Origin of the sequence: Chryseobacterium sp. KLBC 52 (assembly GCF_003347605.1) — a bacterium.
In the GTDB taxonomy this organism is placed as follows: domain Bacteria; phylum Bacteroidota; class Bacteroidia; order Flavobacteriales; family Weeksellaceae; genus Chryseobacterium.
The window spans coordinates 34118-59614 of sequence record NZ_QDFZ01000005.1 but is presented as its reverse complement, the minus strand read 5'-3'; the positions used below and the strand labels follow the sequence as shown (position 1 = coordinate 59614).

The window sequence follows — 25497 nt, the reverse complement described above, 5'->3', positions numbered from 1 at the left end:
CCCACAGAGACGTCCGGTACAAGAGGACGCTCACTTGATCAACGATAAAATTCGTGTGAGAGAGCTTCGTTTAGTGGGCGATAACGTAGAGCCAGGAATTTACCCAATTGACAAAGCAAGACAAATTGCGGCGGAACAGGAATTGGATTTAGTAGTAATTTCTGACAAAGCAGAACCATTTATTGCAAGAGTATTGGAATACAAGAAATTCTTATACGAGCAAAAGAAAAAACAGAAGGAACTTAAAGCCAAGCAGGTAAAAGTGGTGGTAAAAGAGATCCGTTTCGGACCTCAGACTGATGATCACGATTACGAATTCAAAAAGAAGCATGCTGAAAAATTCCTTGAAGAAGGTTCTAAATTAAAAACCTACGTATTTTTTAAAGGACGTTCGATTATCTTTAAGGACCAGGGAGAAATTTTGCTTTTAAAACTTGCTCAGGAACTAGAGCACGTGGGTAAAGTAGACCAGCTTCCTAAGCTTGAAGGAAAAAGAATGATTATGATGATGAGTCCTAAAAAACCAGCAAAATAATTAAGTCATTATTTTATATAAAAAAACCTCAAAGTAATTTGAGGTTTTTTTATGTATTGATTTCACAATGTTTGACATCTTATTTGTGCTTTTGCCAATGTGGATTAAAAGTATACTTCACTTCAAAAAGTAACTTTAATATTGTTTTTGGCTTTTTTGAAAATACTTGCTTTAATGTCAGTATTTTACTCAAAAAAATTCATATTTTTGCGCCCAACTAATAACCCGAAAACTAAATTTATAATAGTCATGAGACATTTACTATTTCTAGCATTTTTTTCTGCGGGCTCATTCTACGGACAAAATGGGCAGGTAGATCTAAACTTTGGCAATAACGGAGTCCGTTATGATGCACCAAGTGGAGCCCCGAATATCCAGGTTACAACTGATGGCAAAGTTTTTTTGATGGTTAATAACCAAATAAAAAAACTAATGAATACCGGTACGTTAGATCCTACTTTTGGCACCATGGGTGTTTTTTCAAATCCTAACCCCTATAACAGTATATATCTCTACTCTAATGGAAAGTTATTAACGCAGGAAGCCAACAGCTTATATACTACCAGAGTAAAAAGATTAAATTCAGACGGCACTGTAGATACTGCTTTTGGTACATCAACGAATAATAGTGTTGACTTTAATAATTCAGGATGCTCTCCTTGTATAGAGAACCCGCGTATTCACCTTTCTAACAGCAATAGCACTAATTCTTTTTTTATTCTGGCAAGTGATGGTTATTATATGGGAGGCCGTGGTGTAGTGGTTTTAAAAAATGAAACGGGTACTTCAGGATTTTCGATTTCACCAGTCTATATTCCTGCAATAACAGGTAGTACAGGAGTTCATATGGGTACAGGTGCAGCAAAAATTCTTAAAGCGTCTGATGGAAGTTACTTTGTGGGAGGTGGCTTATATAAAATTAATAATAATTCAGGTGTCAGCCATAGACAGGGCTCAAAGGCATTTATCGCCAAGTACTCTTCTCAGGGCTCTCAAGATAACAATTTTAATTTTTATGCTTCTCAGGGTTCAGATAGTGGCAGCAATGCTGGTGTAGATTATCAGCTGGATACACAGGATAATGTTTATTTAATGGCTATGGATAATACCTATAACAGTGGCGCGTCATTGTACTACTACCGCATCTATAAAACAGATAAGTATGGAAATTTAGACTACTCTTTCGGCAATACTAATTTTACGGGAAATTTGGATGTTTCTGCCGCTTTTTCATCTGTAACCGCCTATAAAACTAATTTCCGAAAAATGTTTATACAGCCGGATGGCAAAATCTTATTGGTAGGGAACACCACCTATATCATAAATTCAACAACCACTCAGGATAAGGAAATACTACTAGCGCGTTTTAATACCGATGGAACATTAGATAGTACATTTGGAACCAATGGCTATGTTGTACATGACATTGACCCTACAGCTTTTGAAACTTTTGTAGATGCCGGAACTAATTCTGATATGACAGAAATCTATGTAAGTGCAAATCTTAAAAATTCAGCAACGAATTCATTTATTAAAACGGCTCTCGTGAAGTTTAAAAATAATTTCAACAATTTATCTACTAAAGAAAGTACTCCTACTCAAAATGATTTATTATTCTATCCTAATCCTGTAAAGGATATTCTAAAATTCAATACCGAAGGAAAAGTAACGATCTATGATACGAACGGGCAACTGATATTATCAAAAGATGATGTAGATGGAAAAAAAGGTATTGATGTTTCTGAGCTGATACATGGAAACTACCTTATTCAGGTAAAAAACAAAAAAGAAACGTATAATTCCAAGTTTATTAAAAACTGATAATCCAAAAGTAAGGATATTATCATCTTTGATATTTTCAGAATACAATTAAAAAGTTCTCTAAATTTTAGAGGACTTTTTCCGTTTTAAACAAAATCAGAATAGAAAACTTTCTACTCTGATTTTAATATTACACGAGTCAACCTATTTCAGGACTGGTTATTTTGTACGTTTTCATGGAAAAGTTCTACCCTTCAAAATCGCCACAATCATGCTCAGCAAAAAGAGGCAGGGCTTTTTTGGTTGTAAAATACTTCGACAATCTTTTGTTTTTTAATTCCAGTTTTTTACCTTCCACGCTAAGCTCATAAACAGGTGCTTTATCTATTTGAGTTAAAATATATGTTCTTTCCAGTGTTTTAAAGATCGTTTTATTTCCTTCAATAGTATAAGAAAAATCATCAATTTCAAAAGTATCTTTTTCATCACAGACGTTAGTCCAAATTATTTTTTCCTTTGTTATTGATAAACTTGCCAAATCGCATGAATAACAGTTACCCGAAAATTCTATCCCATATTTCTCGTACACCTCTGTACTTTTGTTGTTCAATACATCAATAGGAACCAATGTTGAAAAATCACCCGGAATCTCTGCTACTGCAGCCACATTCTTTACCGGATCAGGAGTTGAAATCTCTTTTGCTGTTACCTTTACAGAATCAACTTTACTCCCTTTTTTTTCTGTAGCCGGTGAGCACGAAGCTAATAAAGTAATCACAATTGAAAAGCTGGTTATTACGTTTTTCATTTTTTAAAATAGTTTAGAATATCTAATTTATCGTTTGGTAAAATTCTCCAAAATCCAGTACTCAATATATCCCTGTTTTCAGCCATTTATTCCCTATATCAGTCGGTTTTGTTGGCTTCTGATCTGAATACTGATACATTTGCCCAAAAATATAGAAAATGAAAATACTTAATCAAATTTTTATATCATGTATGGTTGTTTTTGTGGGATGCAATCAACAGAATAAAACATCAGAAACTAAAACAGCAAAAACTGAAGTTAAGCAAAAAGTCGTTACATTCGCCGACTTCAAAAAAATCAAAGGGGTAGATAATGTACAGGAGGTACCGTTTCAATTATTTACCACGCTGGATTCTGTACAGTTTTTTGTAACGGCGAATAAAGAGGCTGCTCATCTGAAAATCGCTTATAATAAGCTGGATAATTATTACGGATTCGAAGAATTTGAGGACTTCTACTCTATTCATTACAGCATTAATAATAATATTTCGAACAGCATTGAAGCTTTTGTCTTGAAATCCGAATTCACTCCGTCATTTACATTAACTTTAAATGGTGTGGATCTTTATGAGATCAGAAGCAGCACATTTAAACAATCTGATGATTTTAAGAATAAGTCTTTCAGTAAATACGGAACAATTATTGAGATTTCAGAACAGGAATTTAAGGCCAACTCCAAAGCCAAAATCAATGAAACATTAGTGAGAAATCCGAATATGAAACTACAGGATGATAACTGGGTATATAAAGAAAATGGCAGAGAAGAAGTGATTACCCAGCATGAAAATATATCTACAGAAACCGGACCGCTTGCTAATGAATATGTAGGAAGATCACCTTACCTAAACCTGGAAGTTTTCAAAGAAAATTCTGATGAAGTGGCAGATTCTTACTATTCTTTTTACAATATAAAAAATGCAGTTTTGTTTGAATTGGGTACAGATGGTTATCCACAAATTCTCCCAACCAAGAGCTGGGTTACCTGCATTTCATCGAATAATGATGTGGGCAGCAATTTTATTATCTCTAAATATTTTCCACAAACAAAGAAACAGGATAATCTTTTGTATGTGAATTTCACCAAATTCAAAATAGCAGATGAAAAGAAAGCATTCTGGACCGATAACGATACCTTTTATGCAGAAGTCTACCCTCTTAATTCAGCTTCTGGCAATGGTAAAAAGCAGAAAACGGCTTATATAAAAATCCAGTTGAAGGCTGATCTGTTTTAGTAAGAAAACTGAGAGCATTAGGACCTTAATGGAAATACACTTTACATGTAAAGGGATGAACTTGTGTAAACTTTTATATTTTGAAACATTAAGATCGCATTAAGATGTTGAGAATATTAAGATAAGCTTCGCTTTACGCTTAAAAGATAAGAATGATTCATCTTAACTATACTTTATTTCTTAAGCTCTTCCTAATGGTTTTATTAGATAAAAATTTTAACAATTTCAATAATAAAAACCCCTGAAATCAGCGAGTGTACAGGGAAATAAAGTCTAATATCTTTGCTGCAATTATTTAAAGAGATACAATGAAAAAATTAAGTTTGACCGTCCTTTTTTGTCTATTAAATCTTATGACTTTTGCACAATCGCTAAAAGTAGTTATTAAACAGGACGGAAAAGTGGTACAGCCGGTAAATGAAGTCTATGAACTGAAAAAATCGCCTTTCCTGTTTGAAATTACTTCTGCCGATCTGGAAGGTTTTCTAGTGGGCGCTACAACAAATAAAGAGATCTATGGTGCAGCTTTGGGTGTTTTAAATACTGAAGTTCCATGGTTTCAGAATACAGGGATGGCGGAGGAACTTTATAACAAGGACAAAGAAATGTTTCTGATGGATTCTGCTCCTTCTTATTGGTATTATACGGATGCGAAAGATCACAGATTTGATAAAAATCCTAAAGGTAATACAAAGCAATGGACTGCCACACGTACTATAACAAGGTTTTATGATATCATGGCAGACCAGCCTATCAATTTAAAAGATTTTGACGGCAGAGTTTTCATCCTGATGTATCAGCCTGAATATAACGACGAATATGATTTAACAGGAAAGAAAAACCTGTTTCAGGCTGCGTTGAAATTCAAAGATTAAAACAAACACACCGATTATTTGATTATATAAGAAAAAGGTCTGCTTTTACGATGTAAGCAGGCCTTTTTTGTAGATGAATATTTTATTCGATAATCAAACCGTATTCTATGGCTAACTTTATAGCTGAACTCAGGTTGGATGTCTGAAATTTTTCAATAAGATTCTTTCGATGGCTTTCTACGGTGTGCGGACTTATAAAAAGCTTTTCCGCCATTTGATTGGTGGTAAGTCCTTTTGCTGCTTCCCCCAGAATTTCCTTTTCCCTTCGGGTGAGTTTCGGAACCTGACTCAATCCGTCAGTCGATTTTTTCTCCAAAACAGACTTTGTCTGAGAGCATAAAAACCTGTTACCGCTGTATACAGCATTAATTCCTTCAATAATTTCGGAAACTGAAGCATTTTTTTGAATGTATCCTAAAGCCCCTTCAGCCAGAGTACTGTTAATTACAGGCAGTTCATTATGGACACTAAGGATAATAATCTGAAGGTCATTGTACTTTTTCTTTAAAGGCTTGATGAGTTCAATACTGTTGGTATCAACCAGATTGATATCAAGCAACAGAATATCAACTGCATGTTTGGCAAGACCTGCATTCATTTCTTGAACGTTTTTGAAACAATCAACAACATCTATTGTTTCGCTGTTTCCTAAAATATTTTTAAGTCCTTCCAATAGAAGCGGATGATCGTCTGTTATGGCTACTTTTATCATGTTTAATGAATAGGGATTTGAAGTTCTATACTGGTGCCAATATTTAATTCGGAGGTGATATTCATCGTTCCTTTTAAAAATTGGACCCTGAGTTCTATATTGTGAAAACCTGCCGTTTTTCTAACGTCTAAGTTGGTATGATCGAAACCTTTACCATTATCCTCTACTGTGAGATTCAATAGGTTTTCCTCTTCGCTTATCTGAACAATAATTTCGGAAGTATCGGCATGTTTTATGGCATTGTTGACCAATTCCTGAATAATCCTGTAAATAATCAATTGCTTTTCTTTCGATAAGGAATTGCTGTAATTGATAAACTCGGTATGGATTTCCAATGCATTGTTGGAAATTCGGGAAGCAAACTCCTGAATAGCGACTTCCAGTCCGTATTTTGATAATAAATCGGGCATTAAGTTATGTGCCACCCTTCTCAACTCTTCTACCGCCCCATCAATCTGTTCAATTGATTTTGAAATTCCTTCTTCAATATTTTCTGATTGCTGAGGATTTAAATAAGAAAGTTGATGCTTAGTTCCGGAAAGCAAACCTCCCAGCCCGTCGTGGAGATCACGGGCCAGCCGGCCACGCTCCTGCTCCTGCCCTTTAAGCAATGCGGTAAGGGTAGAAATTTTGGAGTTCTGTTTCTCCTGTTCCAAGGCTAAAGCATGCAGTTCGTCTCTTCGCTTAATAGACTTTGCACGTTGTTTATAGGCATAAAGCAGTAACAAGATTAAAACGATAAAGAAAATAATAAAAAAGATGTAATAGGTATTGATCTTCTCTTTGAAGGCCAACAGCTTTTTGTAGTTACCAATATCATTATTTTTCTGTTGGGTTTCCAACTTTGCCAGGCGAAGCTGCTGTTCTTTTTTTTCTGACTCAAGTTCTGAGAACTTCAGCCTTTCGCGCTGGTTTTCTTCTACCAGTTTTAAATTGTTGTACACCTGTTCACGCTGTGCACGCAAAATATTAATCAACTTAATTTCCTGTGCTTTCTTGTCACTTTCCAGCTGTAACTTGATGTACTTCTGCTCCTGTCGTTCTTTATCAAACTGAGATTCCAATCTTTTGGTAATATCCAGTTTTTCCTGATCATAAACGCTTTTATATTTATCTAAATACCCTTTATAATACGTGAGCGCTTCTTTGTAATTACCCTGTTCTTCACTGATTCTGGATAAAGATTCAAGGATAGACAATTCTATCATATGATTTCTCACCGGGCTTTTTCCAATTTCCATAGAAGCTTTCAGAAAGTAGGACTTGGCTAAATCATAATTTTTATCCTGCAATGCCAATTCTGCTAAAATCCCAAATGACGAAGCAATGTGAATAGCATCACCAATTTCCAGACTCACCTTATTCGCCAACTGGGCATATTGCATTGCCTTATTGCTGTCAAACTCAGTATATAAATTCGCTAAATTGATGGCAGCATATGAAAGGCTGTTTCTGCTAAGCATCGCATCTTTATTTTTATTAAAAGTAGCAATAGCCTGTAAATAATATTGTTCTGTTTTATTCCTAAACACTGTATTAGATGGATCTTGTGTATATTTTTGTTCATATACGTACCCCATCCGCATGTAAGCATCAAAGATAAGATTGGGATCATTTTGTTTGGAAGCTAACAATAGAAATTGTTTGCTGTATTTTTCTTCCAGCTGATATTCATTCAGGTCAGAATAAATGGCAGATAATTCCTTGGCCGTATTACCCAATCTTCCATATAGTGTGGAAGTTGTTGGCGAGTTTTCATAATATTCAATCGCTTTTAAGTAGGCTGCAACAGCATCTGTTGTTTTATTATCCCTTGTAAGAATCCAGCCTTTTGCGTAGTAAAAGTAACCTTTTGCTTCATTGCTATTCGTTTTTAAGCTGTAGGCCTTTGCCATATCCAGGCTTTTTAAAGATTCAGCTGTTTTGTTATCAAGGCGATAATTCATCGCCTGAACGGCATATAAGATAGCAGCATATTTTCCATCGGTCTGTTTTGCGGCGATGGAAATGTTGGTATTTAAAATCTGGTAAGATTTAGATTTAAGATTATGGAAAAATAAAGCAGTAGCGTATTTAGGAGCAAGATTCAGCTGCTCTGCCGTATTGTTTGAAGCATGGCTGTATTCTCTTTCCAATCTGTTCAAAACCTCCTGTGCCTGAGTAAAAAGCGGACAAACCAATAAAGTCAATATAAATAATACCTTGTATACCAAACCCTTATCTTTATTAAGTTGCATTATAGTAAAGGACGTAAATATAAGTAAATAGCTTCTAATTCATTTTGAATCTGTATTATTGATTCCCAACATATTTTTATCAGTGCTGTTGTCTGATTTACTTTTTCATTATAAAATAAGTTTGGCCTCATACTTTCACAGCTTCTTCTTCACTCAATTCTAGTTTGTTATTGTTTTTACCCATGTTTTTAATGTTGTGTTAGCTCGAAATAAGGATTTATCATTGAATTGGGTGTGAAAAAGAAAGCTATAAAAGTGATCAATGAAAGATTTCAACCTTTGTATCTTCAGTAAATTGATGAGCCAAAGATAAAAATAGAGATACTATAAAAACATCCCTGATAACAGGGGTTTTTACACCCCTCTCTTTTGAAGATATACAGCATCACATTTTCTTTTAAGGCCTATAGGTTTGGGCCTGCTCGAATAATATCATGTAAACATAAAATGCAGTTAAAACTACTCCAAGAAGTCCAGAAATAGTAAATAGAAGAAGATAATACTTACCATTCTTCTCCTTCTTTTGCAGAAAATTGATGATAAAAGTAATCAATGTGCACAAAAACCCGACTCCCAAAAATATAATGAAGACAGCAAGGAATAATGCTCTTTCAAGGTGTAAATCTGCAGATGAAAGCATAATTTAATTTATATATTGTATTCATCATCAATAGTAGAGAGAATCTGAAAATATGGCAATCCCGATTATCAGCTATATTTGATAGTAAGAAGATTTTTTCAGATGCTACGTAAAATTAATTTTTGAATTTTTGGCTGATTCCATTCATAATATAAAGATTTTCAATCTGTTTTTTTTAAAATATTATTTATATATTATTATTGTTTGTAAATTTTTAATTAATTATTATCTCAGATCAAGACATTGTGAAGATTTTCTATCTACATTTGTGAGTATAAAAATCAAATCCACTATTTATTAATTATTAAAAAAAGAAACAATGAGTACACTTACATTAAAGGACGGAACAGAAATTTATTACAAAGATTGGGGAAAAGGACAACCGGTTTTCTTTCACCATGGATGGCCATTATCGAGTGATGACTGGGACGCGCAAATGTTCTTCTTTTTAGAACAAGGCTACAGAGTAATTGCTCATGACAGAAGAGGACACGGAAGATCTGAACAGACGCCTTACGGGCATGATATGGATACCTATGCATCTGATGTGGCAGAAATTGTTGAAGCTTTGGGCTTAAAAGATGTGATCCATGTAGGACATTCTACAGGCGGCGGCGAAGTGATCCGATATGTAGCAAAACACGGTAACGGAAGAGTGGCAAAAGCCGTTCTGGTAAGTGCAGTGACACCTATTATGGTTCAGAATGAGAACAACCCGGATGGAGTTCCCATCTCTGTTTTTGATGATATCCGGAACAATACTGCAAAACACAGACAGCAATTCTTCATCGATATTACCTTCCCTTTTTATGGGTACAACAGAGAAGGAGCTAAAGTTTCAGAAGGAATCCAGAGAAACTGGTGGAGACAGGGAATGAACGGCTCTATCAAAGCACATTATGATTGTGTGAAAGCATTCTCTGAGACAGATTTTACGGAGGATCTTAAGAGTGTAGATGTTCCTGTATTGGTAATGCACGGTGAAGATGATCAGATTGTTCCTTTTGAAACAACAGGTAAGGTTGCCGCTACTCTTCTTAAAAACGGAAAACTGATTTCTTATCCTGGATTCCCTCACGGAATGCCGACAACAGAGGCTGAAACCATTAACAGAGATCTTCTGGAGTTTTTTAAATCCTAAATTTTTACAGATATCAGATCAATTCTGGTAAAAAATCATTGATAAAAGACAGACCTGTTTGTAATGCAGGTTTGTCTTTTCATTTTTAGAATAGGTATTTACCTGTTTATGCTTATTAAAAAACTTTCACGGATCACTTTTTTTTCGTAATTTTGCAAACTATTATTCCTGATGTCTTTAGGAGTAGCCAAAACAGATATTGATAACAAAAACAATAAAAAAGCAAAACAATGCCAAAATTAAAAACGAAATCAGGTGCTAAGAAACGTTTTGCTCTTACCGGAACAGGTAAGATCAAAAGAAAAAACGCTTACAAAAGCCACATCTTAACTAAGAAAGAAACTAAGCAGAAGAGAAATCTTACGTCTACTTCTTACGTAGCTAAAGTGGATGAGAAAAGCGTTCAACGTCAATTAGCAATTAAGTAGTTTTTATAAATCTATATTCGGTTTATAAGAATTCAAACAAATTCACAATTTTAACCCTGAAACGGTGCCAACAAGAGCAATAACACTGCCGCCCTTTTCAAAAAAACAATTTAAATTATGCCAAGATCAGTAAATGCCGTAGCTTCAAGAGCTCGCAGAAAGAAAATTTTTAAGCACGCTAAAGGTTATTTCGGAAGAAGAAAGAACGTTTGGACTGTAGCTAAAAACGCGGTAGAAAAAGCAATGCAATATGCTTACCGTGGTAGAAAAGAGAAAAAGAGAAATTTCAGAGCACTTTGGATCACTCGTATCAACGCGGGAACCAGAGAGCACGGAATGTCTTACTCTCAATTTATGGGAGCTCTTAAAAAGAACAACATCGAACTTAACAGAAAAGTTTTAGCAGATTTAGCAATGAATCACCCTGAAGCTTTCAAAGCTGTTGTAGATCAAGTAAAATAATGTAGAATAGATTTTGTTATCAATATAAGTCCCGGGTTTTCCCGGGATTTTTTTGTTATATATTTTTTCATCTTTCAAGCTGTTAAAAATCCAGATGATACTCTTTCAAACCCTGTTGTAATTGTGATATCAGCAGTAAAACTTATTAGATAAAATTAATAAAACCTGAATTTATCATTGAATACAATTACTAAAAAAGAAAAATTTACCTAAATTTTATTTATTTGATGAATTTTAAACTATCAAAATAATAAATTTAATAAAAAGATATATTATTATTAATAAACCAAGCAAATAAGCACTATCACATTAAAAAAATAACAATAAATGCTGGTTTATTGCTATATTAGCAATCTCTAAAGAAAGTATCAAAAATGAAAAAAGTTGCAGCTTTTTTGCTCACTTCCATCGCACTGCAAAATATAAGTGCACAAAGTTTTATTCAAGCTTATAAGGACAGAGCAGATATGGTTACCCAAACCAATATTAGTACAAACCTTCAGGAATTTGCAGGTTTTGGAGTAAAAAAAACAGGTACAACAGCCAATAACAATGCTTTTGACTGGCTTAAAAACAAATACCTGTCTTACGGCTATACAGCAACTAACATGTCCGAAGATTCTTTCACCTACGGAAGCAACACTTCAAAAAATTTAATTATTACCAAAACGGGAACAGTATACCCTAACAAATACGTTATTATCTGCGGACATTATGATACGATTGTAGGTCCTGGAGTAAGTGACAACGGAAGCGGAACTTCCATTATTCTGGAAGCAGCAAGAATATTGAAAAATGTTCCCACAGAATACTCCATCAAGTTTATTCATTTTTCCGGGGAAGAACAAGGCCTTGTAGGAAGTAATCATTATGTAAATAATGTAGCTTATCAGAATGGCAGCCAGGTTCTGGATATAAAATTGGTTTTAAATATAGACCAGGTAGGCGGACTTATCGGAAATAATAACAATACGATTACCTGCGAACGAGATACCGGTGGCGTGTCTTCCAACAATGCAGCCTCTACTGCTGCAACACAGGAACTGATGAATTGTACTACCCTGTACTCTCCTCTTCAGACGAATCTTTCGTATGCCTACAGCTCTGATTATATGCCTTTTGAAGCGAAAGGATATACCATTACCGGATTCTATGAGTATCTGAGAAGTGAAAACGAGCATACGGTAAGCGATACTTTTGCCAATCTGGACCCTGTCTATGTTTTTAATGTAGGAAAAGCCGCTTTAGGAGCTTTACAACACTTTGCCGTTGCCTCTACTTCCAGCAATCTTTTAAGCACTAAAGATACAGCACAACACTCAACAGAAGCCATAAGGGTTTATCCTAATCCGGCTAAAGATCTTGTGACGGTGGAATTTCAGGAAAAAGTAAAACAATTTAAAGTTGAAGTCAACGACATGTCTGGAAAGACTGTATTAACCCTTGAAAATCAGGAAAAAATAAATACTTCCGGATTAACGAACGGGGTTTATACCTTTACTATTACAACCGATAAAGGAAATACCACAAAAAAAATAATCATTAATAAATAATGTCAGGTGGAATATTCTGAATCCGTTTTATATTCAGGAATATTCAGCATTACTTTCATACAATGAAAAAAATCGCTACTTTTTTATTGGCCTCTATTGCTTTTCAAAGTATTGGAGCTCAAAGTTTTATTCAGGCTTATCAGGACAGAGCGGATATGGTAAATCAAACCAATATCACAACCTACCTTCAGGAATTTGCTAATCTAGGAGTGAAAACCACAGGTTCAACGGCTAATGCCAACGCCCTGACATGGCTCAAAAACAAGTACCTTTCTTACGGATATACAGCCAGCCAGCTAGCAGAAGATCCTTTCACTGCAGGAAGTTATAATTCTAAAAACCTGGTCATTACCAAAACAGGCACACTGTATCCTAATAAATATGTAATCATCTGCGGACATTTCGATAGTATTACCGGCCTGGGAATCAATGATAACGGAAGTGGAACTTCTATTATTCTTGAAGCTGCAAGAATTCTGAAAGATGTTCTTACGGAATATTCTATAAAATTCATCCATTTTTCCGGGGAAGAGCAAGGACTTCTGGGAAGTAAACATTATGTAAACAATGTAGCGTATCAGAGTGGTGTCCGTCTTCTGGATATTAAACTTGTTTTTAATCTGGATCAGGTAGGCGGTGTGATGGGAAATAACAACAATACTGTTTACTGCGATGAAGATCAGGGCGGACTTTCAACAAACAATGCAGCTTCGGCTGCTGTAACTCAGGAACTGAGAAACTGTACAGCACTTTACTCTCCTCTTTTGACCGCTGTAGATCCGGCTGCTGATACGGATTACATCCCTTTTGAGCAGAAAGGCGAAGTAATCACAGGTTTCTTTGAAAGAATAAGAAGTACCTATCCGCATACGGTGAATGATACTTTTGCCAATACAGATCCTGTATACATTTACAAGATAGGAAAAGCTTCTGTAGGAGCATTACAGCATTTCGCTGTTGCTACCGGCACATTGGGAACACATGAAACTACTGTGAAAAATACTTTGGAAAGTGTAAAAATCTATCCAAATCCAGCAAAAGACGTCATCAATATTGAACTTCCGGACTCCGGAATTAAAAACTTCACTTTTGAAATCACTGATTTCCAGGGACGTTCTATTTTCAAGAGAAACAATGAAACAAAAATCAACGTTTCTTCACTTGAAAACGGAGCTTATATCGGAATTTTAAAAATTGGAGACCAAAAGGTTGTCAGAAAAGTGATGATTGAAAGATAATTCAATGTAAGAAACTATAAATAAAAACCTTTGAAATAGTTCAAAGGTTTTTATTTTTTCACACCCGATCCACATTACAGTATTTATAACACATCAGTGATGATTAATGTGACATTCATAATAAATATTCTTTTATTTTACAACATTAAACACTTCGTTGTGATTTATTTACTACATTCGTGTTACCAAAATAATATTATTTATATGAAAAAATTAACAACACTTTTATGCTCTGCATTGATGATGCAGAGTATTGCGGCTCAAACTTTTATTCAGGCTTACAAAGACAGAGCGGATTTGGTAACCCAAACCAATATTACCAACAATCTTCAGGAATTCAGTAATTTAGGAGTAAAAACTACAGGTTCAGTAGCAAATACGAATACTCTGAACTGGATCAAAAACAAATATCTTTCTTACGGCTATACTGCGAGCCAGATAGAAGAAAGTCCTTTTACCTTTGGAAGTACCAGCTCTAAAAATTTAATCATTACCAAAACCGGAACGCTGTATCCTAATAAGTATGTCATTATCTGCGGGCATTTCGACACCATTTATGGTCCGGGAGTAAATGATAACGGCAGCGGAACGTCTATTATCCTTGAAGCCGCAAGGATTCTGAAAAATGTTCCTACTGAATATTCTATTAAGTTCATTCATTTTTCCGGGGAAGAACAAGGATTAAAAGGAAGCAGCCATTATGTGAATAATGTAGTTTATCAGGGAGGTGTCCGCAAATTGGATATCAAACTGGTCTTCAATCTGGATCAGGTAGGTGGCGTGAAAGGAAACAACAATACAACGGTATATTGTGATGAAGATCAGGGAGGTGTTTCGAGTAACAATGCCGCTTCTGCAGCTGTCACTCAACAGCTGAGAAACTGTACAGCACTCTACTCTCCTCTTTTGACCGCTGTAGATCCAGCTGCTGATACAGATTATATTCCTTTTGAGCAGAAGGGTGAAGTGATTACCGGTTTTTTTGAAAGGATAAGAAGTACTTACCCTCACAGCTCTAAGGATACTTTCACTAATATGGATCCTGTTTATGTATACAAGATCGGGAAAGCTACTGTGGGAGCATTACAGCATTTTGCTACAGCTTCTACTACGATGAGCAAACCAGCTTCTAAAAATTCACTGGAAGCGGTAAAAATCTATCCTAATCCCGTCAATAATATCCTGAATATTGAATTACCGGATTCTAAGGAAGCCAACTTCAGTTTTGAAATCAGCAATTCTTTGGGAAGATCTCTTCTGAAAGTCAATAATGAAAGGAAGATCAATGTTTCCAGCCTTCAAAATGGAGTATATATTGGAGTGTTGAAAATGGGTGAAGAGACTCTGGTTAAGAATATTATGATTGAAAGATAGTATAGATTTCACTTAAAAAATGAGCCCTTTTCCATTATGAAAAGGGCTCATTTTTATAAAAAGGATTCAAATTAATAATTAAAATTAAGAGAAACCGTGTAATATCTTCCATTTCCACGGACATATTCTGCATCACGAGCGGTATACATTGAAGTTGGCGTGAAATAAGAAGTGTTGAATACATTCTCTATTCCAAGTCCTATGGTCAGAAGTTTATTCAGTTTATAGCTTCCCTGAACATTGAACAGGTTAAAGCTTTTCACAGGGCCTTCTCCTTCATCATATTTTCCGGATGCAGCAGGTTCAAACTTATCTCTCTTAAACGAGTACATGTGATAAACACCCAGTTGTAATTTCTGAGCCTTATCATTCCATTTAACAAAAGAATTCAACCTTGCGGGTGCAATTCTTAAACCGCTTAAATATTTTTCATAGCTGTTGTCGTTCTTCACATCTACTTTTCCTTCCTGATAGGTATAATTGGTTCCGAAAGTTAATCCCTGTGTCGGATAGATATTTACTGCCAGTTCTACTCCGTTAATGTACTGAGGGGCACGAAGCGGAGTCCAGAAACCATTTACAGAAACAAGATCAGCTCCCAACTTGGAGTAATTATAAAAATAACTGGCTGAAAAATCTACATACTGCCCGATTTTACTGTTGAAACCTATTTCATAATTATCAATAACTACAGGATCTGTATTAATTTCACTTAAGACATTGCTTTTCGCATCTCTCAGCACACGGCCCAAATCATAGATATTAAATCCTCTGGAATAAGAAGTGAATGGCTGGAAGAAATCAAATGCTACATAACTCACGCCAACATTATAAGAAAGGTTTGAATAGTTTAATCTTCCTCCTTCTACATTGAAAGGAACATCTTTGTTGGAAGGTAAAGTAGTATAATCAGGAACTTTTACGGACATTTTATCCCATCGAACTCCAGCTTTTACCGTCAAATCATCAGTAAGAAAAAGTTTCCCCTGTACGAAAGGCGCTGCAGCCAACATATTCATTTCAGGAACCCACATCCTTCCATCTACCAATGGCTGACTTGTTTTCTCATTTAAAAGGTCCAAACCATAGGTCAATGAACCTTTTAATCCCTTCTCTTTTCCAAATTCAGTATTAAAATCTGCTCTGAAACCGTATTTTTTCTCCAAAATGGCAGATTGTCCTCCGGTTTTCCATCTCGGTGCATTCCTGTAATCGTATATCGTATAAAAGTCCTGGAAGTACAAAGTTGTGCTAAGCGTTGTATTGCGGAAAATATTCTTATTGATATACTTAAGATATCCATTGTGGTTATATCTTGTTCCTTCTTTCACCCCTTCGCGATCTCCTAGTTTTCCGGTAGAAGGCTGTTCTCCGTATTTACCAAGATCCAAAATATATTTGGAGTCCTGCAGACTTGAATAGTAATTATACATCACTTCCAGTCTGTTGTTGTCATTCAAATCATATCCTATTTTGGCAAAGATATTATTGATGGCAGTTTCTCCCAATCCATATCGTGGATTCTGAACTAATCCTTCACCGTCTATTTTTACTCCGCTTTGAGTAAGAGCTCCATTCACAAGGTAATCAAACTTCCCTGCTTTTCCGAAGAAACTTTGTGAAACTCTGTATCCAGCCCCACCTTCTGATTTAAACATTTTGTTATTAAACAGATCATGACTGGTAAATCCCAACACCGTTCTTCCTGAAAAAACTTTACCGGAAGTACTTTTTTGGGTAATATAATTAATGATTCCTCCTTCTGCGCCATTCCCATAAATGGAAGTTGCTCCTTTTACCACTTCAATTCTTTCCAAGACCGAAGGATCAATACTTCTGATTTCTCTGTCGTTATTACGTAACGGACTGGATTGTGGAATTCCGTCAATCATAATCAAAACATTTCTTCCTCTTAATGTTTGCCCTCTGTTGCTTACCAGATTATTCCCGAATGCCAATCCGGGAACTTTGTAAGCCAGGATATTACTAAGATCAGCAGAAATCAATGATTGCTCTGCAATTTCTTTTCTATTGATGATGTTGACGGTAGAAGCTGTTTTCTTTACAATTTCCGGAGATCTTGATGCGGTAACAATCACTTCATCAAGCCTGTTCTGTTCTAATGAATCTTTTTTCTGGGCAGCGACTTGAGAAAATGCCACAAGGCTTCCGATTAAGAAAATAGATTTATTCATACTTAGTGTTATTTAGAATAATTAAAAACAAAAGTACGGTTTTTAGCCGCCTTTGAATTTTGGGTGTTTTAACAGCCTTTCTCCGGATATAGTTTTAAATTAATTCAATAAATACATTTAAATAAAATAATCCAATAATAATATTTATATAGTTTATTTTATCAATATCAACTGATAATCGTCATGTATAAAAAAACCCAATACTTTATTGGGTTTTATAATTTTTTCCTGACTTAACAGTCTCAAAAGTGTCATTCTGAACATAGACTGAAGGTCTGCGAACATAGTTCAACAACGCGGTGAAGGATCCCATACAGTTAGTTATCAATGAGATTCTTCCTTCGTCAGAATGACAAAAGCCAAGTTACTTGACTTTTGAGACAATCTCTTTATTTATCTCTGTTTTTAAGAATTCCCTCAATCTCTTCCAGCGAAAATCCTTTGGCCTTCAATAAAATCAGGAAGTGATACATCAGATCTGCAGCTTCGTTTTTAAAAAGTTCTTCATTGTCATCTTTTGCTTCTATAACGAGTTCTACGGCTTCCTCACCTACTTTTTGAGCCATTTTATTGATTCCTCTCTGATAGAGTGAATAGGTATAAGAATCTTCAGCTTTGGTATCTATTCGCTGTGATATTTTATCTTCCAGTTCATACAGAAATCCTTTGACATTCTTTTCTCCAAAACAACTGAAACTGCCTGTGTGACAAACAACATTTTTTGGAACGGCTTTAATTAAAATGGTATCCTGGTCACAGTCGATGTCAATACTTTTTACCGTTAAAAAATTACCAGACTTTTCACCCTTTGTCCAGAGTCTGTTTTTGGAACGGCTGAAAAAAGTAACGATTCCTTCTTTTTCTGTTTTCTGAAAAGCCTCTTCATTCATGTAACCCAGCATCAATACCTGCAACGTTCTGCTGTCTTGAATAACTACCGGAACCAGCCCGTTATCTTTATTAAAATCTATTTTCATCGTACTTCTATTTTTTGAGTTTTTAACTGTTGTTTTAAATCCTGAATCCCTATTTCATTAAAATGGAAAATGCTGGCTGCCAAACCTCCTGTAGCTTTCGTTTCATTGAATACTTTAACAAAATGACCTACAGCACCAGCTCCTCCGGAAGCAATCACAGGAATGGTAATACTATCTGAAACCAGTTTTGTAATGCGAAGATCAAAACCGTTTTTTGTACCGTCTCCATCCATCGAAGTCAGTAGAATTTCTCCCGCTCCAAGGGATTCTGCTTGCTTTGCCCATTCTACCGTAGTGAGTTCAGTAGCTTCTCTTCCTCCTTTGATGTGAACCAGATCTTTATCGCCAACTTGTCTTGTATCAATAGCAACCACTACACACTGGCTCCCGAATTCTTTAGCCAGATCGGAAATAAGGGTCGGATTTTTCACCGCAGAGGAATTGATACTGATCTTATCTGCTCCTGCTTCCAAAAGCTTTCTCACATCTTCTACAGATGAAATTCCGCCTCCCACCGTAAAAGGAATACTAAGCTCTTTGGCAATCTCTTTTACCAATTCTATAAACGTTTTTCTGTTCTCAATAGTGGCGGTAATATCCAGAAAAACCAACTCATCAGCACCTTCCTGCTCATATTTTTTGGCAAGTTCTACAGGATCTCCAGCATTTTTAAGGTCTTCAAAATTGATTCCTTTCACCGTAGCCCCATCTTTGATATCCAGACATGGAATAATTCTTTTTTTAAGCATTTTCAATAAAATTTTGAAGTTGTTGTAAGCTTATTTTTCCCTCATAAATTGCTTTTCCGATGATGGTCCCTGCACAGCCGATATCTTTCATTTTATACACATCAGCAATCCCTGAAATGCCTCCGCTCGCTACCAGCTGAACAGATGTTTTATATAAAATCTCAATATAAAGCCCCGTTGAAGGTCCTTCCAGCATCCCATCTTTTGCAATATCAGTACAAATAGCGGTCTCTACCCCTTTTTCCTGATACTGAAGGATGAAATCAATGATGTCATTGTCACTTTCTTCGAGCCATCCGGAGGTTTTAATCATTCTGTTGTCGCAGTCTGCTCCCAGAATAATTTTCTCAGCGCCATATTTTTGAATCATTTCATAGCAGAATTCAGGATTTTGCACTGCAATACTTCCTAAAGTGATTTGTTTTGCACCAGAATTAAAAGCTGTTTCAATATCTTCCTGAGTCTTTAATCCTCCTCCAAAATCGAGATGCAGCGAAGTAGAACGGGCAATATTTTCCAGAACTTTCTGGTTGACAATATGCTTTGATTTCGCCCCATCAAGATCCACCAAATGAAGGTATTGAATTCCAAAGCTTTCAAACTCCTTCGCAACTTCTACAGGATCTTCATTGTATATTTTCTTTGTATTGTAATCTCCTTTTGATAAACGGACACATTTGCCGTCGATAATATCAATAGCCGGAATTATTTTCATCATTATAAATTTATAAAGTTCTTAACGATCTGATTTCCTATCATTCCCGATTTTTCAGGGTGAAACTGTACTGCATAGAAATTGTCTTTCTGCAATGAAGCACTGAAAGGCAGGATATAATCACAAACAGAAGTGGTAAAGTCCGAAAGTTCACAATAATAGCTGTGAACAAAATAAACATCATTATTCTTTCCTATTCCTGAAAACAAAGGAGAAGTCTGTCCCGAAACGGTATTCCAACCCATGTGGGGAACAATATCCTTTGCTGGAAATTTTCTGACATTGATATCAAAAATCCCCATTCCTTCAGTATTTCCTTCTTCATTTTCGTTGCACATCAGCTGCATTCCCAGGCATATTCCTAAAACCGGCTGTGTAAGGCTGGGAATCAAAAGATCAAGTTCTTTTTCCTTCAGCAGTTTCATGGTGGACGAAGCTTCTCCTACGCCTGGAAAGATCACTTTATCAGCTTTTACAATCTGTTCGGTATCATCAGTGATCACAGAATCTATTTTCAGTCTGTTAAGGGCATTCTGGACAGAGTTTACATTTCCTCCGTTGTATTTTATTATAGCGATCATATTTATAAACTTCCTTTTGTAGAAGGTAAACTGTAGTTACTATCCGATTGATTCACTGCCATTTTAACGGCTTTTGCAAACGCTTTAAAGATGGATTCAATTTTGTGGTGTTCATTCTCTCCTTCTGCTTTGATGTTCAGATTGGATTTCGAAGCATCAGTAAAGGATTTAAAGAAGTGAAAAAACATTTCTGCAGGCATATCTCCTATTTTTTCTCTCTTAAACGCCGCATCCCAAACCAACCATGGTCTGCCGCCAAAATCAATAGCCACCTGAGAAAGACAGTCGTCCATCGGAAGCAGAAAACCATATCTTTCAATTCCTTTTTTCTTTCCTAAAGCTTTTAAAATAACTTCTCCCAGTACAATTCCTGTGTCTTCAATGGTGTGGTGCTCATCTACAGCAAGATCTCCGTTCACTTTAATGGTCAAATCCATATTTCCGTGTCTTGCAATCTGATCCAGCATGTGGTCAAAAAAATGAAGCCCGGTGGAAATATCTGACTGTCCGTTTCCATCAAGATTGACTTCAATTTCAATATCTGTTTCATTGGTTTTGCGGGATACTTTTGCCTTCCGCATTCCCGATTTTAAGAACTGATAGATCTCCGACCATTGGGTTGTAGACAGCTCAGCTTCGCTATTTAAGTTTTGATTAAGATAAATAGCTTTAGATTTCAGATTTTTAGCCAGTTGCACATCGGTAATTCGATCACCAATTACATAGGAATTTTCAAGATCATAATTGCCATAGATGTATTTTGTCAGCATTCCGATTCCTGGTTTTCTGGTGGGAAGATTTTCAGATTCAAAGCTTTTATCGATTAAAATATCACTGAAAACGATCCCTTCATTTTCAAATGCCTGCAACATTTTTTCCTGTGGTTTTATGAAATCTTCTTCAGGAAAACTCTCAGTTCCCAACCCATCCTGATTGGTGACCATTACCAATTCATAATCTAATTCATTGACAATTTTTGCAAGGTTTTGAAAAACTCCCGGATAAAACTCAAGCTTTTCCAGAGAATCTACCTGAAAATCTGTAGGAGGTTCAATGATGAGTGTTCCGTCGCGGTCTATAAATAGTACTTTTTTCATATGTTTTTTATAAAATTGTTTTTAACCATTAAGCTTTTTAAGAGATTAAGAATTATTAAGAGCATAGCTAAAGCTAATAATTGAGCTATATTCTTGCTTATTCATCTTTGATGAATCTTAATTTTTCTTATTCTCTTCATCTTTCTTAATGGTTTATATTTATATTTCTTTTAAAAGATTAATTAGTTTTTCATTTTCCGAACGGCTCCCCACATTAATCCTGATACATCCAGAAATAGCCGGATCTCTTCTGCTGGTTAAAATTTCCTCTTTCAGCATTCTTGTGTACACTTTATCTACATTTTCCATTCTGATCAGAAAGAAATTGGCATCCGTTGAAAACACTTTTTTAATGCATGTAATTCCTTCAAACTGCTGCTTCAGCCATGCTCTTTCTTCCAGAATAAGACTTACATTCTCCTGAAGCTTATTTTCTTCCTCTAATGTTTTTATAATCAATTCCTGACTCAGAACATTCACATTATAAGGCGCTTTTACGGTATTAATAAAGCTGATAATTTCTTCAGATGCATAAGCCATACCTACCCTTGCTCCGGCAATTCCCCATGCTTTGGAAAAAGTTTGAAGTACAATCAGGTTCGAATATTTCTCCAACAGCTCCAGACTTGATTTTTTTTCTGAAAATTCAATATATGCTTCATCTACCACTACAATTCCATTGAAATTCTGAAGATAAAATTCAATATCATCCACACTGTTTCCCGTTGGGTTATTAGGTGAACATAAAAAGAAAATTTTCAATGAAGGATCTTCTGCTGCTTTTAAAAAATCACTTTTAACGATTTCAAAGTTTTCATCGAGATCCAGTTTCAGGACTTTATTCTCATTAATTGTTGCATAGAAACCATACATCGCAAAAGACGGATTCATCATCAGAATGGCATCTTTTTTAGGCTCGCAGAAAATTTTGACAATAAGGTCTATCAGCTCATCGCTTCCGTTTCCTATGGCAATCTGTGAGGGTGAAACTTTTTTAAGCCCCGCAAGCTTGGTTTTAAGCTTTTTCTGGGTAGAATCCGGGTAACGGTTGCATTCTCCAAAGGGACTTTCATTCGCATCCAGCATTACCGGAGCATTAAATTCATTGTGATCCCTGAAACTGATGTAGGGCTGTAATTGTAATATATTTTCTCTTACTAAAGTTTTGATACTGTTATTTTTCATTGTATTGTTTGTTTAAAACTATTTTTAAACCATTAAGATGTATTGAGTGATTAAGAATAGTGAAGAAAACATCTTCAGATCATTAATTATTTTTCCCACAGATTTCACAAATTTCACAGATTTTTTATATTTGCCTTCTTCATTTGGAGAATCTGTGAGAGATCAAAATATTTGGTATTCAATTTTATCGGAGATAAAATCATTGCTTCTTAAAAAGGTTTCTCATTATAATTCTCTTGCGTCTTTGCGTTTTCCAACAATTAATTATTTCAATCTTATCGACACTGCATTTTTGTGAGCAAACAGACCTTCTGCTTCTGCCATGAGTTCTATTGTTTTTCCTAAATTCTGAAGCCCCTCTTTTGAAAGGTACTGGAATGTTATTTTCTTTACGAAACTATCCAGGGACACCCCACTGTAATTCTTTGCATAGGCATTGGTAGGCAGCGTGTGATTCGTTCCGCTGGCATAATCTCCTGCACTTTCACAAGAATAGTTTCCAAGAAAAACCGAACCTGCATTCTGAACCTCTGGAATATATTTTTCAAAATCATTGATGGCCAGAATAAGGTGTTCCGGAGCATATAAATTACTGAACTCAAGAGCCTCGTCTAATGAATTTACTAAAATAAAAGAACTGTTTTTCAAAGCCTGGCTTGCAAATTCATTTCTAGGTAAGTCTTTGACTTGCTGCCCAACAGCTTCTATCGTCTCTTCAAATACTTTAAGGTTTGTGGTTATAAAAACCACCTGACTGTCGCTTCCGTGTTCTGCTTGTGAAAGAAGATCGGCAGCACAAAATTCAGGAATAGCCTGCTCATCAGCTATGACAAGAACTTCACTCGGACCGGCTGGCATATCAATGGCAACTCCATACCGTTGTGCATATTCTTTTGCCGCTACCACGAACTGATTTCCAGGACCAAAAATTTTATTAACTGCAGGAATAGTCTCTGTCCCAAAAGTCATCGCTGCAACAGCCTGCGCCCCGCCTGTTTTAAAGATTTTCGAAACTCCACAAAGTTTTGCAGCATAAAGAATGGCGGGATTAACATTTCCATTTTTATCCGGTGGCGTGCAAAGGATTATTTCTTTACATCCGGCCAGATTTGCAGGAACTGCCAACATCAATACTGTAGAAAATAAAGGAGCTGTTCCTCCCGGAATATAGATCCCGACTCTCTCTACTGCACGGTTTTCCCGCCAGCAAACCACTCCTTTTGTGGTTTCAATTTTCTGAATTTCCTGCTTTTGAGAGGCGTGAAATATTGAAATATTCTCCTTCGCCTGTTGAATGGCCTGTTTCAATTCATCTTGAATCTGATTTTCTGCCTCCTGAATTTCGACATCAGAAACTTGTATGCTCGGGGTTTCTGCTTTATCAAACTTTTTGTTGAATTCTATTAAAGCTTCATCACCATTTTTTTCAATTTCTGTGAATATTTCTGTGATCAGACCTGAAATTTCTTTCTGTTCCAGAACAGGGCGCTTTAACAGGTCTTTCCAGGTGTCTTTTGTGGGATATCTGTATATTTTCATTGTACTATTTTAAAAGTTTTTGAACCATTAAGATCCTTTTAAGTTGTTAAGTCTTATTTAAGATCATAGCTGAAGCTATTTTATTCAGACTCTTTATAGCTTACATGCTTTTTTCAGGATATTTTTTTTAATCTCTCGCAGATTGAACTGATTTTGCAGATGATTGTGTATCAATTTATCATAGAAATCTTCGTTATCTGCATAATCTGCGTGCTTTTTATTTATTTTTTCTGTATGAATTTTTTTGTTGGTTTATCGCAAAGACGCAAAGTTTTTTATTCTTTATGTCCTTTTTGGCGCAAGAAAATCCAAGATTTTCAGCAAGTGTTGGAGTTATACTTCTTTTACTTTATTTTCATTGCGCCTTTGCGTTAATCAACATCTACCATTATGATTTTTTTAAATAACCATTTTATCAATTGGAATGATTAGAATATCCTGAGCGCCATTTTCTTTGAGTTCATCAATGACTTCCCAGAAACGTTCTTCATCAATCACAGAATGAATACTGCTCCAGCCTTCTTCTGCCAATGGAATAACTGTAGGGCTTTTCAATACAGGAAGAACACCGGCTACTTTCTGTATTTTTTCATTAGGAACATTCATCAGGATGTACTTTGAGTTTTTTGCTTTTAAAACCGATTTGATTCTGAATACAAATTTTTCAAGAATGGCTTCTTTCTCAGATGATAATTGGGGTGTTTGAGCTAAAACAGCTTCCGATTTCAGTAAAGTAACCGTTTCTCTTAATCCGTTTTTGAACAACGTACTTCCGGAGCTGACAATATCACATATTCCATCCGCAAGGCCGATATTAGGAGCGATTTCTACAGAACCCGAAATCACGTGAATGTCTGATACGATTCCTTCTTTTTCTAAAAAGTTTTTAAGGGTATTGGGGTAAGAAGTAGCAATTTTTTTACCCTGGAAATAAGAGATATCATCGGTGTCAACTTCTTTAGGAACAGCCAGTGAAACACGGCATTTTGAAAAACCAAGTTTCTGGATCGTTTTGATGTTTTTACCTTTTTCAACTAGAAGATTTTCGCCAAGAATGGCGACATCCACTACTCCGTCTTCTAGATATTGCGGGATGTCTGAGTTCCGAAGGTACATGATTTCCATCGGAAAGTTATCTACTGAAACTTTGAGTTGGTCTTTACCATTATTGACAAAGATTCCACAGTCTTTGAGAAGCTGAAGAGATTCTTCGTAAAGCCGGCCACTTTTTTGGATTGCAATTTTTAATTTACTCATTTTGCCTTTTTTGGGTCCGAGCAAATAAAAACTGATCTATTGAAATTTCTGAGGAGAATTCAGGAAACAAAAAAACCGTCTATTTACTCAGACGGTTTTTATTATTTTTGATTTTAGCACATACTTATATCAATCAATTCCGCCTAACAGAGATGATGATGATAATGATGTAATGCTAAAAATATTGGTTTCATTGTATTGAATTA

22 protein-coding genes are annotated in these 25497 nt (G+C 35.7%); 10 read left to right on the top strand and 12 right to left on the bottom strand.

All coding sequences use genetic code 11. The features are described 5' to 3' along the window. Window positions 1-34: 34 nt before the first annotated feature. Both infC and DDF69_RS06575 read left to right on the top strand, forming a co-directional pair. A complete protein-coding gene (gene infC / locus DDF69_RS06580) occupies window positions 35-535 on the top strand; it encodes a translation initiation factor IF-3 (protein WP_027372223.1) in 501 nt (166 codons plus the stop codon). 249 nt (window positions 536-784) lie between these two features. After that, window positions 785-2356: a T9SS type A sorting domain-containing protein gene (locus DDF69_RS06575; RefSeq protein ID WP_162800880.1), complete on the top strand. Its 1572-nt coding sequence runs from the start codon at window positions 785-787 to the stop codon at window positions 2354-2356. Between the two features lie 187 nt (window positions 2357-2543). On the opposite strand, the gene DDF69_RS06570 is transcribed toward DDF69_RS06575, so the two are convergent. Beyond that, on the bottom strand, window positions 2544-3104 hold the full coding sequence (locus tag DDF69_RS06570) for a hypothetical protein (protein WP_114820071.1): 561 nt from the start codon (window positions 3102-3104) through the stop codon (window positions 2544-2546). A gap of 158 nt (window positions 3105-3262) precedes the next feature. Between DDF69_RS06570 and DDF69_RS06565 the strand changes: the two genes are divergently transcribed. After that, window positions 3263-4336, top strand: coding sequence for a resolvase (locus DDF69_RS06565; RefSeq protein ID WP_114820070.1), 1074 nt, complete (start codon window positions 3263-3265; stop codon window positions 4334-4336). A 353-nt stretch (window positions 4337-4689) separates the two neighbouring features. Further along, window positions 4690-5211 (top strand): hypothetical protein, encoded by a 522-nt coding sequence (locus tag DDF69_RS06560; RefSeq protein WP_228411932.1) that lies wholly within the window; start codon window positions 4690-4692, stop codon window positions 5209-5211. A gap of 82 nt (window positions 5212-5293) precedes the next feature. On the opposite strand, the gene DDF69_RS06555 is transcribed toward DDF69_RS06560, so the two are convergent. Together DDF69_RS06555 and DDF69_RS06550 are read right to left on the bottom strand one after the other, a co-directional pair. Further along, window positions 5294-5923, bottom strand: a complete 630-nt coding sequence (locus DDF69_RS06555) for a response regulator transcription factor (protein WP_114820068.1) — start codon at window positions 5921-5923, stop codon at window positions 5294-5296. A gap of 2 nt (window positions 5924-5925) precedes the next feature. Further along, on the bottom strand, window positions 5926-8160 hold the full coding sequence (locus DDF69_RS06550; protein ID WP_185144323.1) for a sensor histidine kinase: 2235 nt from the start codon (window positions 8158-8160) through the stop codon (window positions 5926-5928). Window positions 8161-9119: 959 nt separating this feature from the next. On the opposite strand from DDF69_RS06550, the gene DDF69_RS06540 reads away from it, so the two are divergent. The 6 genes from DDF69_RS06540 (at window position 9120) to DDF69_RS06515 (ending at window position 14996) form a co-directional block, all read left to right on the top strand. Next, window positions 9120-9941, top strand: coding sequence for an alpha/beta fold hydrolase (locus DDF69_RS06540; RefSeq protein ID WP_114820066.1), 822 nt, complete (start codon window positions 9120-9122; stop codon window positions 9939-9941). A 230-nt stretch (window positions 9942-10171) separates the two neighbouring features. Beyond that, window positions 10172-10369, top strand: coding sequence for a 50S ribosomal protein L35 (gene rpmI / locus DDF69_RS06535; RefSeq protein ID WP_034694453.1), 198 nt, complete (start codon window positions 10172-10174; stop codon window positions 10367-10369). A 117-nt stretch (window positions 10370-10486) separates the two neighbouring features. Next, entirely contained in the window at window positions 10487-10831 is a 345-nt protein-coding gene (gene rplT, locus DDF69_RS06530; RefSeq protein ID WP_002979659.1) for a 50S ribosomal protein L20, read from the top strand. Window positions 10832-11205: 374 nt separating this feature from the next. Continuing rightward, window positions 11206-12384 (top strand): M28 family peptidase, encoded by a 1179-nt coding sequence (locus DDF69_RS06525; RefSeq protein WP_114820065.1) that lies wholly within the window; start codon window positions 11206-11208, stop codon window positions 12382-12384. A 62-nt stretch (window positions 12385-12446) separates the two neighbouring features. Continuing rightward, a complete protein-coding gene (locus DDF69_RS06520) occupies window positions 12447-13622 on the top strand; it encodes a M28 family peptidase (RefSeq protein ID WP_114820064.1) in 1176 nt (391 codons plus the stop codon). A 204-nt stretch (window positions 13623-13826) separates the two neighbouring features. Then, entirely contained in the window at window positions 13827-14996 is a 1170-nt protein-coding gene (locus DDF69_RS06515) for a M28 family peptidase (protein ID WP_114820063.1), read from the top strand. A gap of 71 nt (window positions 14997-15067) precedes the next feature. On the opposite strand, the gene DDF69_RS06510 is transcribed toward DDF69_RS06515, so the two are convergent. The 9 genes from DDF69_RS06510 to hisG form a co-directional block, all read right to left on the bottom strand. Continuing rightward, complete coding sequence (locus tag DDF69_RS06510) at window positions 15068-17191, bottom strand: TonB-dependent receptor (RefSeq protein ID WP_114820062.1); 2124 nt, start codon at window positions 17189-17191, stop codon at window positions 15068-15070. Window positions 17192-17580: 389 nt separating this feature from the next. Beyond that, window positions 17581-18168: a bifunctional phosphoribosyl-AMP cyclohydrolase/phosphoribosyl-ATP diphosphatase HisIE gene (gene hisIE, locus DDF69_RS06505; protein ID WP_114820061.1), complete on the bottom strand. Its 588-nt coding sequence runs from the start codon at window positions 18166-18168 to the stop codon at window positions 17581-17583. Then, window positions 18165-18917 (bottom strand): imidazole glycerol phosphate synthase subunit HisF, encoded by a 753-nt coding sequence (gene hisF, locus DDF69_RS06500; RefSeq protein WP_114820060.1) that lies wholly within the window; start codon window positions 18915-18917, stop codon window positions 18165-18167. Before hisF ends, hisIE begins: the two co-directional genes overlap by 4 nt. Further along, a complete protein-coding gene (gene hisA, locus DDF69_RS06495) occupies window positions 18910-19632 on the bottom strand; it encodes a 1-(5-phosphoribosyl)-5-[(5-phosphoribosylamino)methylideneamino]imidazole-4-carboxamide isomerase (RefSeq protein WP_114820059.1) in 723 nt (240 codons plus the stop codon). The genes hisF and hisA overlap by 8 nt, the downstream gene beginning before the upstream one ends. A 2-nt stretch (window positions 19633-19634) precedes the next feature. Beyond that, the gene (gene hisH / locus DDF69_RS06490; RefSeq protein ID WP_114820058.1) at window positions 19635-20213 is read right to left on the bottom strand and encodes an imidazole glycerol phosphate synthase subunit HisH; all 579 of its coding nucleotides are present in this window, start codon (window positions 20211-20213) and stop codon (window positions 19635-19637) included. A 2-nt stretch (window positions 20214-20215) separates the two neighbouring features. After that, window positions 20216-21310 carry a bifunctional histidinol-phosphatase/imidazoleglycerol-phosphate dehydratase HisB gene (hisB, locus tag DDF69_RS06485; protein WP_114820057.1) on the bottom strand — a complete coding sequence of 365 codons (1095 nt, stop codon included), beginning with the start codon at window positions 21308-21310 and terminating at the stop codon, window positions 20216-20218. A gap of 159 nt (window positions 21311-21469) precedes the next feature. Then, a complete protein-coding gene (hisC, locus tag DDF69_RS06480) occupies window positions 21470-22495 on the bottom strand; it encodes a histidinol-phosphate transaminase (protein WP_114820056.1) in 1026 nt (341 codons plus the stop codon). Window positions 22496-22759: 264 nt separating this feature from the next. After that, window positions 22760-24034, bottom strand: coding sequence for a histidinol dehydrogenase (gene hisD / locus DDF69_RS06475; protein ID WP_114820055.1), 1275 nt, complete (start codon window positions 24032-24034; stop codon window positions 22760-22762). Window positions 24035-24433: 399 nt separating this feature from the next. After that, window positions 24434-25291, bottom strand: coding sequence for an ATP phosphoribosyltransferase (hisG, locus tag DDF69_RS06470; RefSeq protein WP_114820054.1), 858 nt, complete (start codon window positions 25289-25291; stop codon window positions 24434-24436). Between the last annotated feature and the right edge of the window lie 206 nt (window positions 25292-25497).